The organism is Caballeronia sp. INDeC2, from assembly GCF_023631325.1.
Classification (GTDB): Bacteria; Pseudomonadota; Gammaproteobacteria; order Burkholderiales; family Burkholderiaceae; genus Caballeronia.
The window spans coordinates 123,287-136,016 of record NZ_JALQDG010000046.1; the positions used below are offsets into that span (position 1 = coordinate 123,287).

15 protein-coding genes are annotated in these 12,730 nt (G+C 62.7%); 4 read left to right on the forward strand and 11 right to left on the reverse strand.

Going from position 1 to position 12,730, the window contains the following annotated elements; translation table 11 throughout:
- Positions 1-3: 3 nt before the first annotated feature.
- The 7 genes from NCS28_RS30310 to NCS28_RS30340 form a co-directional block, all read right to left on the reverse strand.
- The gene (locus NCS28_RS30310; RefSeq protein ID WP_250517481.1) at positions 4-1,467 is read right to left on the reverse strand and encodes an aldehyde dehydrogenase family protein; all 1,464 of its coding nucleotides are present in this window, start codon (positions 1,465-1,467) and stop codon (positions 4-6) included.
- Positions 1,468-1,556: 89 nt separating this feature from the next.
- Positions 1,557-2,552, reverse strand: a complete 996-nt coding sequence (locus NCS28_RS30315; protein ID WP_035500293.1) for a hypothetical protein — start codon at positions 2,550-2,552, stop codon at positions 1,557-1,559.
- Positions 2,553-2,596: 44 nt separating this feature from the next.
- Positions 2,597-3,088 carry a cupin domain-containing protein gene (locus tag NCS28_RS30320; protein ID WP_250517482.1) on the reverse strand — a complete coding sequence of 164 codons (492 nt, stop codon included), beginning with the start codon at positions 3,086-3,088 and terminating at the stop codon, positions 2,597-2,599.
- A gap of 149 nt (positions 3,089-3,237) precedes the next feature.
- On the reverse strand, positions 3,238-3,672 hold the full coding sequence (locus tag NCS28_RS30325; protein WP_250517483.1) for a nuclear transport factor 2 family protein: 435 nt from the start codon (positions 3,670-3,672) through the stop codon (positions 3,238-3,240).
- 23 nt (positions 3,673-3,695) lie between these two features.
- On the reverse strand, positions 3,696-4,073 hold the full coding sequence (locus NCS28_RS30330; protein ID WP_250517484.1) for a c-type cytochrome: 378 nt from the start codon (positions 4,071-4,073) through the stop codon (positions 3,696-3,698).
- Positions 4,070-5,794, reverse strand: a complete 1,725-nt coding sequence (locus NCS28_RS30335) for an FAD-dependent oxidoreductase (protein ID WP_250517485.1) — start codon at positions 5,792-5,794, stop codon at positions 4,070-4,072. The genes NCS28_RS30330 and NCS28_RS30335 overlap by 4 nt, the downstream gene beginning before the upstream one ends.
- 25 nt (positions 5,795-5,819) lie before the next feature.
- The gene (locus tag NCS28_RS30340; RefSeq protein WP_250517486.1) at positions 5,820-6,704 is read right to left on the reverse strand and encodes a transporter; all 885 of its coding nucleotides are present in this window, start codon (positions 6,702-6,704) and stop codon (positions 5,820-5,822) included.
- A gap of 305 nt (positions 6,705-7,009) precedes the next feature.
- Here NCS28_RS30340 and NCS28_RS30345 point away from each other — a divergent pair, with 305 nt between their 5' ends.
- Together NCS28_RS30345 and NCS28_RS30350 are read left to right on the forward strand one after the other, a co-directional pair.
- A complete protein-coding gene (locus NCS28_RS30345; protein ID WP_250517487.1) occupies positions 7,010-7,855 on the forward strand; it encodes a helix-turn-helix domain-containing protein in 846 nt (281 codons plus the stop codon).
- A gap of 21 nt (positions 7,856-7,876) precedes the next feature.
- On the forward strand, positions 7,877-8,842 hold the full coding sequence (locus tag NCS28_RS30350) for a LysR family transcriptional regulator (RefSeq protein ID WP_250517488.1): 966 nt from the start codon (positions 7,877-7,879) through the stop codon (positions 8,840-8,842).
- A gap of 6 nt (positions 8,843-8,848) precedes the next feature.
- On the opposite strand, the gene NCS28_RS30355 is transcribed toward NCS28_RS30350, so the two are convergent.
- From NCS28_RS30355 to NCS28_RS30370, 4 genes are all read right to left on the reverse strand, one after another.
- Positions 8,849-9,769, reverse strand: a complete 921-nt coding sequence (locus NCS28_RS30355; RefSeq protein ID WP_250517489.1) for an AEC family transporter — start codon at positions 9,767-9,769, stop codon at positions 8,849-8,851.
- A 72-nt stretch (positions 9,770-9,841) separates the two neighbouring features.
- Positions 9,842-10,510, reverse strand: a complete 669-nt coding sequence (locus tag NCS28_RS30360; protein WP_250517490.1) for a catalase family protein — start codon at positions 10,508-10,510, stop codon at positions 9,842-9,844.
- Positions 10,510-10,890: a hypothetical protein gene (locus NCS28_RS30365; RefSeq protein ID WP_250517491.1), complete on the reverse strand. Its 381-nt coding sequence runs from the start codon at positions 10,888-10,890 to the stop codon at positions 10,510-10,512. Before NCS28_RS30365 ends, NCS28_RS30360 begins: the two co-directional genes overlap by 1 nt.
- 221 nt (positions 10,891-11,111) lie before the next feature.
- Complete coding sequence (locus NCS28_RS30370) at positions 11,112-11,381, reverse strand: hypothetical protein (RefSeq protein ID WP_250517492.1); 270 nt, start codon at positions 11,379-11,381, stop codon at positions 11,112-11,114.
- Positions 11,382-11,755: 374 nt separating this feature from the next.
- Between NCS28_RS30370 and NCS28_RS30375 the strand changes: the two genes are divergently transcribed.
- Both NCS28_RS30375 and NCS28_RS30380 read left to right on the forward strand, forming a co-directional pair.
- Entirely contained in the window at positions 11,756-12,223 is a 468-nt protein-coding gene (locus tag NCS28_RS30375; protein ID WP_250517493.1) for a zinc-finger-containing protein, read from the forward strand.
- 28 nt (positions 12,224-12,251) lie between these two features.
- Positions 12,252-12,725 (forward strand): hypothetical protein, encoded by a 474-nt coding sequence (locus NCS28_RS30380; protein ID WP_250517494.1) that lies wholly within the window; start codon positions 12,252-12,254, stop codon positions 12,723-12,725.
- Positions 12,726-12,730 lie beyond the last annotated feature (5 nt).

Genomic DNA, 12,730 nt, shown 5'->3' on the forward strand with positions numbered 1-12,730 from the left:
CGCTCAGCGCGGATAGTAAGGCGGAATGTTGGCGTCGACATTCACCCACACCGACTTCGCCTGAGTATATTCGCGCATCACTTCGAAGCCCATCTCGCGGCCATAACCGCTCGCGCCGACGCCGCCGAAGGGCGATCCCGGACTCACGCGCTTGTAGCAGTTGATCCACACCATGCCGCTCTTCAATTGGCGCGCGAAGAGATGCGCGCGTTGCAGGTCGCGTGTCCACAGGCCCGCGCCGAGGCCGTATTCGGTGCCGTTCGCAATCGCTAGCGCTTCCTCATCGCTCTTGAACGTGCTGACCGCGACGAACGGGCCGAAGACTTCTTCCTGCGCGACGCGATCGGTCGGCTTCGCCTGCACGATAGTCGGCTCGACATAGCAGCCGTTCGCAAGCGCCGCGGCGTCCGGCGCCTTGCCGCCCGCGAGCACGCGCCCGCCCTGCTCGCGCGCGACATCGACATACGACAGTACGCGGTCGCGATGCATCTGCGACGTGAGCGGCCCCATTTCCGTCGACGGATCGAGCGGATCGCCGATGCGGATCGAGCGCGCGAGCGACGTGAAGCGCTCCAGCAAGTCATCGGCGATGGACTCGTGCACGATCAATCGCGATGCCGCGATGCACGCCTGCCCCTGGTTATGGAAGATGCCGAACGCGGAGCCCTGAACGACGGCATCGATATTGGCGTCGCCGAATACGACGTTCGCGCCTTTGCCGCCGAGTTCGAGTTGCACCTTCTTCAGATTGCCGCTCGATGCCTGCACGATCTTGCGGCCGACCGCCGTCGATCCGGTGAACGCGACCTTGCCGATCTCCGGATGCTCCGCGATATATTGCCCCGCGACGTGCCCGAGCCCCGGCAACACGTTGACGACGCCCGCGGGAAAGCCGACTTCGGCCATCAACTCGGCGATGGCGAGACTCGACAAGGGCGTCAGTTCAGCGGGCTTCATCACGACGCAGTTGCCCGCCGCGAGCGCGGGCGCCATCTTCCAGCTCGTGAACATCAGCGGAAAATTCCACGGCACCACTTGTCCGACGATGCCGACCGGCTCGCGCGTCAGATAGTTGAGAAAGCCCGCTTCGACCGGAATCACCGAGCCTTCGAACTTGTCGGCCATGCCGCCGAAATAGCGGAACGTCGCGGCCGTGCGCGGGACGTCGAGGTTGCGCGTATCGCGGATCGGGTGGCCCGTGTCCATCGACTCGAGACGCGCGAGTGCGTCGGCGTTGGCTTCGATGGCGTCGGCGAGTTTAAGGAGCAGGCGTCCGCGATCGGCGGCCGCCATGTTGCTCCACTTCGGAAACGCTTTTTTCGCGGCCTGCACTGCGCGATCGATGTCCTCGCGCCCGGCCATCGAGACTTGCGCGATCTCGCTGTTGTCGTGGGGATTCAGGGTCGCGAGCGTTTCGCCGGAAAGGGCGGGCACGAAGCGGCCATCGATGAAGAGTTGCGTTTGCATGTCTTGCTCGTGTCGAAGATTGAAGACGAAGCCTTCCCCGCGACGCCCGATGCGAGCGCCGCCGTGTCGAAGAGAAACGAAGGAGGCGTTTAGAGCGCGACCGGATACGGCGGCAGTTCGCCGCTTTCGTAGCGCTTGGGCAGATCGGGCGTGGCGTTCTCCCAGACGAGCAGCATCGAGCGCTTCTGCGAGTAACCCTTGTGGCGGATATCGGCGGGCATCGCGGCGATATCGCCTGCGTTCATCGTGATGCGCGCGCGAGGCTCGCCGGTGTCCTTGTCGGCCACGTCCCAGATGATCTGATCCGACAGTTGCAGGAACCACTCGACGCGATCGTTGCCGTGAAAGACCGGAAGCACGAATTCTTCCGTCGTCGGGCAAAAGAGGCTTTGCTTGCACACGGACGTGACCGACGGATTCCACGTCACGTCCGAACGCGACAGATACTTGAACAGGCTGAACGCGTGCAACTGCCCTTCGAATCCAGGCTCGGCGTGAATCTCCGGCTCGTCCTGCGATACGTCCGCGAACTGGCGGTTCACGGGGAAGTCGTCGCGTAGCGGCGAGTCGCCGTCGAGGCCGGGCATGCGCTTGGTCGCGATACGCGTGCGATCGATCGCCGCGATGTTGTCGCCGTGCTTCGCACCGAATGCCGAGCCGGTTTCCTCGGGCGCGGCGAACGGATCGAAGCCTTCGTTGACCCAGTCCTTCAGGATCGCCTTGAACGTCGCCATGATGATCGGCGTTTCGAACTGCTGCGTGTAATCGACGCCCGCCTCGCGGAAGCTCGCGTTATACGCACCGGCGTACATGTCGACCTTGCCGTAGTGATTGCGCGTGCCGATCACTTCGTCGAAATTGACCCAGCCGTAGAAGAAGCCCCACGCGACGTCGCGCATCATCGCGCGCAGGAAGTCGTCGGCGTGCATCTGATGCGAGCGCGTCTGTCCTTGCGCCGGCCACTTTACGGTAACGAAGTACGCATCGCGGCTGAATTCGAAATCGCCGAGCTTGAACGTGCGGTAGCCGGTGTTCGCATCGGGGTCGGTCGCGACGACGCTCTGAAGAAATGCTGCGTGATCCATGATGATGTGCTCCGGATGTTTGAAAGAACTTGGCGTATGCGTGTTCACTGAATGCAGATCTCGGCCCACTTCTCGACCGATGCTGAACCGAGGATGGTCTGTACGAGCAGCACACCGGTCTTGCGCGCTTCGAAGCGATACGCCGCGCCTGCGGGCAGCAGCGCCTGATGACCGCGGCGCAGACGCACGAAGCCCATCTTCTGTCCCGAAGGTTCGCCTTCGAGCTTCACCGTGCCTTCGATGTCTTCGCCTACCAGCGCGCCATCGGAAGGCTTGATGAAGTGCACGTCGATTTCGCCATCGAGCGCGACCACGAACTCGTCGTGCGATGCGCTGAACCACGGCGACACGCCTTGCGCGCGCAAGGTTTCGATCACGTATTTCAGGTTCTTGCCGACGACCACTTTTTCATACGGCGCGGCGTGGCTCGCGACTTCGAATACGTTGGACATCACGTAGTGCGAGGCCTTGCCCTTGATGACTTCGATGGTGCCCTTGCGATAGTTATCGAGGCTGCCGAGTTGAGTCTGTTGCATGTCCGTCTCCATGTCTGCGTTCACGTTCGCGGTGTCGCGCTGGAATCAAGATTAGGGCTGCGAGCGGCGAGAGGCAATGAATCGAGGTTCGCGTTTGCCGAACGATGCGTGCTCGATCGCGGCCCTAGGGAAAGTACTTACTTTTGCGCCTATTTATCCGCGAGCCACGGATAGCGCTGCGTGTCCGCGCCCTCGTAGTCGGGATCGAGATAGATGAAGCAGCGCTGAATCCTGAAGTCGCGGATTTCGAATACGTCCGTCCATCGGCCTGCATGCGTGACGCCCGCGCGCCAGTCGACGCCGCTCTTCGTGGTGCCGTAGCTCGTGCCTTCGACGACCACCGTATCGCCCTGCTGAATCACGTTCAGATACGCGAGGTCGTGCTTGAACTTCGCGACAATGGAGCCGAGATCCGCGAAGAGCTGCTCGAAGGCCGCGCGGCCCGTCGCGATGCCCCACTTCGGAAAATAGACTTCGGCGTTGTCGTCGAACAAATCGAAGAACGGTGCGCCGCGATCAAGCCTGCGCAGATATTCGAGCGCGATGGTCTTGCGCTGTTCGTCGGTCATGGTGATGGGATTCATGCTTTCGTCTCCAGTTACCCAGTTCAATGCAGCGTGCGCAAATAAGCGATGATCTTCTGGCGTCGCGCTTCATCGCCTTCGAAATAGGTCATCGCGTTGCCGGGCGCGACGGATTGCGTGTCGGTGAGCCAGGCGTCGAGCAGCTTGTCGTCCCAGAGCTTGCCCGACGCGGCGGCCTTCATGCCAGCCGAATACTTGAAGCTCGGGTCCGATGCCATCGGCTTGCCGACGATCCCGAACAGATTCGGCCCTTGCCCGTTCGGCTCGCCCTTGCCGAAGGTGTGGCACACGGCGCAATTGTTCGTCGTGAGTTTCTTGCCGAGCGCGACGGGATCTTGTTGCGCATGCGCCGTGGTGCTGACGAGCGCGAGCATCGTCAATAGATTGGCGATCCGAATCATGATTGAACTCCGTTGGCGGACTGCGCCGCTCGATAAGCAAACGCGAGTATCGGACCGAGCGTGCCGCCGCCCGCCCAGTAAGCCCGCGCGGACGCCGACGCGACGCAATTGCCGACGCCGTAAAGACCCTTGACCGGCTCGCCGCGTGTATCGAGCACTTGTCCGTGCGAATTGGTTTTCGGGCCGCCCTTGGTGTCGAGATTGCCCGCAACGATGAGCGCCGCGTAGTACGGTCCTTTCGCGCTTAGCGGATACATCGTCTCGTTCTTCTGATCGGCTTTCTTCGATACCGGCCCGTTGAACAGCTTCTCGACAATGCGCTCGCCGCGATGAAAGTCCTGATCCACGCCCGCCTTCGCGAAGCCGTTGAAGCGCTTGATGGTCGCGTCGAGATTGCGCACGAAGTCGCCGGAGAGATCGGCGCTGCCGAGCGCGCTGTTGTACTTCGCCATGCGCTCGCGAATCGCGCCTGCCAGTTCCGCGAGCGTATTGCCGCGCAACACGTGACGGTCGTTCGATCCTTTCGGCACGATGAGACTGCCGTAGTCATCGCTCGCGCAATGGTCCTGTGCCTGCTGATCCCAGATGGAAATGAGCGTGAGGTTCGGATACTCGCCCTTCGAGCCATCCCATTCGGAGAAGGCCGCGCAGACTTCGTTGTATGCGAGCTTTTCGTTGACGACGCGCTTGCCGTACTTGTTCACGTAGAGCATGGAATCGCCGGTCGGCGTGAAGATGCCGGACAGCGAGCCGTCTTTCGCGATGGCCTTGTCGAGCGAGATCGGCGCCATCCACGAGTAGTTCATGTTGCGCAACTGCACGTCGAGCGCGCTCGATATGCGCACGAAATCGCCTTCGTTGGTAGGGGCGGCGCAGCCGCCATATACCGCGCCATGCAGGAAGTTCTTGCGCAACTCGGGATCGTGCGTGAAGCCGCCCGTCGCGAAGATCACCGCCTTTTTCGCGCGCACGCGAAAGAGCGTGCCCTCTTCCGTCAGCGATTCGACGCCGATCACCGCGCCCGCTTCATCGACGAGCACCTTCTGCACGCGATAACCCGTCTTGATGTCGATGCCATCGCGCCGTGCCGCTGTGCTCATCGTGCGGATCGCGACGCGCCCGCCATCGGACATGCTCGGCAAGCCGTCCTTCGGAAACAGCACGCGGCCGCGCGGCGCCTTGTCTTCAGGCAGCTCGGCCCAGTAATCCGGCACCGCCGCTTCATGTCGATACGGCAGCGCGCCCTTGCTCGCGAGCAGTTCCGCCGCGGGCGACGCGCTGTCGTAGATCGCCTCGCACATCTCGTACTCCCAGTCCGAGAGGCCGAGCTTGGGCGACGAAGGATCATATTGCTCGGGCCGCGACAGTCGCGCGACGTAGCGCATGTAATCGGGCTTCGGATCGGCGATGCCCGCGCGGCGCATCGGCTCGTTGTTTGGCACCCAGTACCAGAACGCGGCTTTCGCAGCCGTGCCGCCGACGCTGCCCGCCTTCTCCAGAATCACGACCCGGTTGCCGAGCCATCGCGAGAACAGCGCGCACGGCAGGCCGCCGCCGCCTCCGCCGCACACGACGACGTCGTATTCCGCATCGAATTTAATGTCGCTCGCAGCATGCGCCGTGAGCGATATCGCGCCGAATGCCGCCGCCGCGGTGCCGGCGCTCGCGGCCTTGATGAAATTTCGCCGCGACGCGGCGGGAAGCTTGTTCGTCTCACTCATGTTCGTCTCCATCGTTCGAATGTGCTCACCAGTAGTGCCACGCCTGCACGAGAATTCCGTTGGTGAGCGTGGTGTTGCGCCCCGAAACCGAGTGCTGGTACTGGATGGAAAGCTGGTCGTACATCTTCTGGTGCAGGAACGGCAGGCTGTTCGGCTTGAACTGGAACAGCACGCCTAGTCCCACGGTCGTTTCGCGGCTCGCGCTGTTCGAGAGCGGCATCGACGCGGTCTGGTTGAACGTGCCGCCGCTCGTCTGGTAATCGAGACCGACGAAGGGAATCGCAAAGGGGCTATCTGGCGGCGAGATGCTGTAGCCGACGCGCAGGTTCAGATGGAACGTGTTGCCCGGGCTCAGGTCATCGTGGCCTGAGCGCAGCGTGCGCCCGCGCAGAATGCCCCCGAGCAGCAGGTCGATGTTCACATGCCCGTACCAGTCGTCGTAGAAGACCGATGGCCAGAACGACCACGTATTCGTCGATACGTCGTTCTGTCCGATCGGCACTTGCACGTACGCCTGAAGGCCGATCGTCGTCGCGGGCGCGGGGTTGTACCAGACAAGACCGCCGACGAGCGGATCGCCGATGCCGCTCGCCGAGAACTGCGAGCCCTGCGTGCGAATCTCGGGCAGCGTGATGCTCGCGTTGAAGCCGACATGCGGCAACGACGGCACTTTCCAGTAGTGAATGAACGTCGAGAGCCCGACGAACGTGTTCGTGCCCGCACCCGCGACCTGATTGCCGTGCGAATCGAATGCACGGTTGTCGTGATTCCATTCGAGGTTCTGGCCGAAGGAATCGTAGGTGCCTTCGAAGTCGCTGCTGAATTGCCAGGTCTGCGGGCGGTCCGTCGCGAAGGGAATGCCCGATGCGTGCGCCGTCATCGAGCAAAGCGCGCCAAGCAGCGCGAGCACGCATGTTCTCCGTCTTCGAATCGTCTGTCGTGTGTGCCGCGTTCGCATCGTCGTCTCCGTCGTTCGTGTCGTATGAGCGAACGTTACGAAGACGCGGCGCGCGGGTCTTTCAGGTTTTGCGAATTACAGATTCCGGGCGGCTTGCGAACGGATGCGGGTTAACACCGGGATAGAAAGCGCGCACGCGGCGTTCGCGAATGGCGACCCATTGCGCGTGCAAGGGCTTGCCGTGCGCATCTATACTCGCGAGAACAGCGGCGTCCGTTGGTCGATGGCAAGCCGCGCAAAGACATGGAGACACGATCATGAGCGCCACCGCCGCGCCCGCACGCATCGACCGCTTCAGCGCGGTCACAGGCGTCCCCGGACTCGAATACTGCGTCTCCGGCCCGCGCCCCTATTCGCTGGAGCTCAGCAATTCGTCGGACATGATCTGCCTGCTGCTCGGCACGATCGTCTCCGATACGCGCTACGACGACGGCCCCGCCGCGCCCTTCACGTTCCGCGCCGAAACCGCCGCCTATCATCCGCGCGGCGGCAGCATGCGCATCGACGCGCATGACGTGCGGCATGGCTTCATCGCGTTTCGTTATGCGGATTCGTTCGTGAATCGTATCGGCGATGAAAGCGCGGAGCCGGTGCGCCGTGCAGGCAGCCGTAGCAATCTCGGCGCCGATTCGATCCGGCATCTCGTGCGTTATGCGCGTCAAAAAGCGCCCAATGAATCGGGTAAGGTCGATCCGTGGGAGCTGCAATGCGTCGCCACGCTCGCGTGGATCGAAACGACGCGGCATCTCGAACGCGCCGCGCGCGAGCGCAAGTCCGCGCTGACGGACGCCGGATTCGCCACGCTCGAAGCGTATGTCGCGGATAACATCGACCAGAGTCTCTCTTGCGCCGATATCGCCGCCGAACTCGATCTGCCCGTGCGCGCCGTCTTCGATGGCGTGAAAGCGCGCACCGGTCATTCGCTCTATCGCTACGTGCTGGAAAAGCGCATCGGCGTTGCGGCGCGCATGCTGCGTTCGGGCGATGCGCCGCTCGTCGATGTCGCCGCCGCGTGCGGATTTTCATCGCAGCAACACATGACGGCGCTCTTCTCCGAGCGGCTCGGCACGACGCCGCTGCGTTATCGCAACGGCGCGGCATAGCGGACGAAAACAGGAGGAAGCATGGACCTCTTCATGTCGATGGAGGCCTTCGTCCGCGCAGCCGAAGCGCAAAGCTTCGCGAGCGCGGCGCGTCAGCTCGGCGTGGCGAAATCGGTCGTTACGTCGCGCGTGAAGCAGCTCGAAGAGCATTTCGGCGTCGCGCTTTTTCATCGCTCGACGCGTGCGGTGCGTCTGTCGGAAGTCGGCGAAACGTACTATCGCGATTGCCTGTTGCTCGTGTCCAAGGTGCGCGAGCTGTCGGGGCGTGGAAGCGCGGAAACGCAGTCGCTGTCGGGCACGCTCAATGTTCACGTGTTGCCGGGCTTCGCGCTCGGGCATTTTTCGCAGGCGCTGATCGCGTTTCGCGAGGCGCATCCGCGCATCGAGTTCGTCGTGACGGTGAACGATCGCGTGATCGATCCCGTGCAGGAAGGCTTCGATCTCGCGTTGCAGATCTATCCGCCCGCGTCGAATCTGCTCGTCGAACGCAAGCTCTTTCCGGTGCGCGGCGTATTGTGCGCGACGCCCGCGTATCTCAAGGAAGAGCCCGTGATCGAAACGCCGCTCGATTTGTTGCGCCATGATTTCGCGCGTTACGCGCACTATCCGTGGGGCGACAACTGGCCGCTCATGAAGGGCAACGAGTGTTATGAAATCGCGCTCAATGCCGTGCTGAAGACCAACAGCGTGCATCTGCTGCTCGAGTTCGCGCGCGCAGGCGCGGGTGTCGTCTATCTGCCGACAATGGTAGCCGCGAGCGATCTGCTCGAACGCCGGCTCGTGCGCGTGCTGCCCGACTATGCGGCGCCGCCGCTGTGGTTGAGCGCGGTGTATCCGACATCGCATCGTTCGACGACGAAGGTGAAAGCGTTCGTCGATTTCCTGCGCGAGCGCTATTTGAGCGAGCCGCAATGGGACAAGGCGCTCGGCATTTCGCCGCCCGACGACGAAGAACGCGACGTCGATGAAGAACTGGGCGACGTATGAAACGCGCTAGAGAACATAGAGCCACGCGAGCAGGGTGACGATCGAGAACAGCGTGGTCATCGAGATGACCACGCCGACCACGCTCTTCTCAACGTCGTATTCCGAGGCGAGCACGTAAGCGCTTTTCGCGGTCGGCACTGCAGCGCAGACGACTGCGGCGATGGTCGCGGTGCGATCGAGTCCCGTCGCGATGCACAGCGCATACACGACGAGCGGCACGATCACGAGCTTGAGGGCCGTCAGCAGCGCGTAGAGATTCACGCGTCCGCGCAACTCGCTCAAGCTCAGATCGAGGCCGATCGCGAAGAGCGCGCACGGCGTCAGCGCTTCGCCGAGTATCGTGAGAAACGACACGGCGGGCGCCGGCGGCGTCAATCCGATGATCGACCACAGCAGACCGCAGATCGTCGCGAGTATCACGGGATTGGTCGCGATCTGGCGAATGAGCGCCGTCACGTCGATCTTGCGAGATGCATCGAGACGGCCGATCTCGACCAGTACGACGAGCACCGGAAACATGATCGCGCCGACGAACACGGTCGCGACCGCCGCCGCGAGCACGCCGGGTTTGCCGTACAGCGTCTTCAGGATCGGCAGCGCGACGAAGCCGGTATTGGTCATCGACACGGCGGCTGCGAGCATCGCGCTCGCGGCAAGACTCGCACCGCGTGCGATTCTCGCGACGAACAAAACGGCCGCGAAGCAGATCATCGAGCCGCCACCGAACGCGGCGAGAAAGCGCCATTCGAGCAGCGAGTGAAGCGACTCGTCGGCGATGGTCACGAACACCAGAGCGGGCATCGCGACGTAGTACGCGAAGCGCATCAGCGACGGCGCCAACGCATGCGGCATGTAGCCCGAGACGCGCGCCACCCATCCCGTCAGGATGACGGCGAAGATCGGAAGAATCATGCCGGCAAGATGCATGGCGGACTCCGATGAATGATGCGCGCGGAATGGGCATTATTATCGGAGAAAAGCGTCGTGCGATGGCGAGCTTCAGTGCACGCTCAGCAGTGCGCGTGCTTCCTCGCTCGACAGCAGACCGCGTCCCTTGCGATTTGCGGCGCTCGCGGCATAGACGTCCTTCCTCGCATGCGTGATGCCGAGCGGCGCGAAGCCATTCGCCGGATTGAACGCGAGCTGGCTGATACGAACTTCGTCGTCGCTCGATGGCGGTGCGGCGATTTCGAGTTCGCCGATCATGACCACCTCGGATTTCCATGCGACGGATGCATCGTTGATGGGCGTCGTATCTTCATCGATGAAGAATTGCAGACCGAGTTGCCACTTCACCGGGCCTTGCTCCAGACGATTGAACAAGTCGGCCCGCAGATAGTTCTCGCCGTGGCGATCGGCATTCGTTCCGGCCGGCGTCGAGGGATGCGGATGAAGCGAGTATTTGATAGCCGCCTGCCCGAGCTGCACGACCGATCCCCAGTAGTGCTCTGTCGTCACGCTGTCGACGTGATGAGCCTTGGTTTCCTTGAAGAGAATCGCGAGAATGCGCGCGCTCTCGATGGGCCCGAGCCTCGCCGTCATCATCTCGCGCAAGCCCTGCGCGATGCCGCTGACCGTTCCCTCGGCAAGCAAAGCGACGATGATATCGGCGACCGCCATGAACTGGGCCGCATCGCGGGCGTGCGAGCGGCCGCCTTCGTTCGTCATCAGCAGATCGGTTTCGGCGCCCTCCTCCGTGAAGAACTTGAGCGCGATGCCGCGAACATCGGATGACGTACGGCTTGAGGGCACGGTTGACCGTTCGATATGCGGCACGCGACGCGATACGAGATCGGTCCTGCCGATGCGAACGGTCCGAATCGCGCGGCGTTCGAAAATTCGTTTGCAATGCGAACTGTTCCGAATGCGCCGAGCAATTGCTTCTGATGCTGCGCGCGGTCGATCTGCCCGTTCAGGCTCGTGTGGCTGCTGGCGGCGAGCTTGGTTTGCTGCGCGCCGATCGCTGTTACGAGCATGGCGAGCGTGGTTGCGTCGTCGAGTTCGTCGGACCAGCCGGTGCCGTCGCTGATCGATTGAGGAAAGCTCATGATTTACCTCCGTTGGAGCGTCGCGCATGCCGCGCGTGGTCGCTGCTTCGCCGCGGATAAGAGGCCGTCTTTTTGGATGGGCTTAACTATCGACCGAACGATCGTCAGGAAACACCACGCATCCGGAGGGACATCACCCCGCCATTGGGGGACTGAGAAATGGGGAAGAAATGAGGTCGAAGGCGTCCCCGCCGCCTTCAGTACGTCAGTGCCGGTTTGCCTTATTGACCGCTATAGATATTGCAGCTCAGTCCCGGCGTACAGAGCTGACTCGTGCTGCCCGTCCACGCATCGCGCGATGCGCTGCCGGACTTGTTCATCGACATCGCTCCGCCATAGCTGGAGTCGTTCGTGGCAGTGCTGCTGTCTTGCGCGCTTTGCTGCGCGACGCTGCCCTGAGCCGGCGACATCTGCATGTCTTGCGCCTGCGCGAAAGGGCTCATCGCGAAGACGCCGGCGGCCGTTGCTGCCAATAGAAAAGTTGCTCTCATCGCCATCACCTCTTGAATAAAGGAATCGATTGAGGACTGCAAGCTTGCGACGGGCTTGCAACACGTATGCGAGGACCGGATTGCGGGCGCGGGCGGTACGCCTTCCTGGCTTCTGATCGAACGTGAGGGTTTGGGCCTGTAGGCTCCGAAAGCGCGTGGCTTGTAGCACGCACTCCTACCCTATACCGTGAATCGGAAAAGTAAATTCCCGATCGACGCGTTCCTTTGCACTCGCGCGCGACGAAGACTTTGCGAACGCGCTTGCTTAAGCGGATTGCGACATCGCCCGATTTTCGAAACGTTCGTGCTGCGCGCGTTCCGAAGCGGACGGCCGGTTTTGATATATTGGCTTTCCCGCCCGTGAGTTTCTGGCAATGCGTGTCGGCCGACCTGTCAAACCTCTGCCCCATCCGAACTGCGACTACTGCAACGCGCCTGCGACCCTGACGCGTGCAGGCGACGAAGCCTATCCCTATCGCGACGATCACGGCCCGCTCTGGCTGTGCGCCGACTGTCAGGCGTGGATCGGCATCTTTCCGCGCAGCACGCGCAACGTCCCGCTCGGCCGTCTCGCCGATGCCCGATTGCGCGATCTGAAAGTGAAGCTGCATGCGGCGCTCGAACCGCTCGTGCAGGCCAAGGTCCGGCGCGACGGCTGCAACGTTTTCGAAGCGCGATCCAAGGGGATGAAGTGGCTCGCGCAGACGATCGGCGTCGAGCCCGACAAGTGCAGCATCCACACGCTCGACGCCGGCCAGTGCGAGCGCGCGATCGCGGTCGTCGAACATTTCGAACAGGAACGCGGTCAGCACCCTTCAGATTCGGCGATCGATGAACGTTAACCTGAGAAGGTCAACCATCGATGCTCGCATGTCACGCACTCTTCCCTTTCAGCGCTCGCCTCGGGCGACGCGCGCGCGGCTCAGCAAGGCGCAGCTGCTTCCCATCCCTCGCGCGGTGGCGGACGAGCTCGCGCTCGCGGCGCATATGTCGCTGACGGCGCTGCGCTCGGGCTCGCCGGATATCGCGCCCGCGCAGCACATCACCGAGGCGATGTATCTCGCCAAGTTCCTTGCGGAAGCGGGCCACGGCAATTTCTCTCAAGAAGAACTCCTTCTCGCGGATCAGACGATGGCCGCCGTGTTCGACACCGGCCGCGCATCCGGTTCCTGGACGCTCGCGGCAGAAGGCTTCGACCGGCTCGCGGCGATCGTGTCGCTTTACGATCATCAGTTGCGGCGCGCGTCGCTGGCTGCGCTTTCCGTCGCGAGCGAGCGGCTCGACCGCTTCAAGGCCGGCGAGCCTTATCAGCCGCTGCATTCGCGCAAGTCCGCGCCGCTCTGACGCGC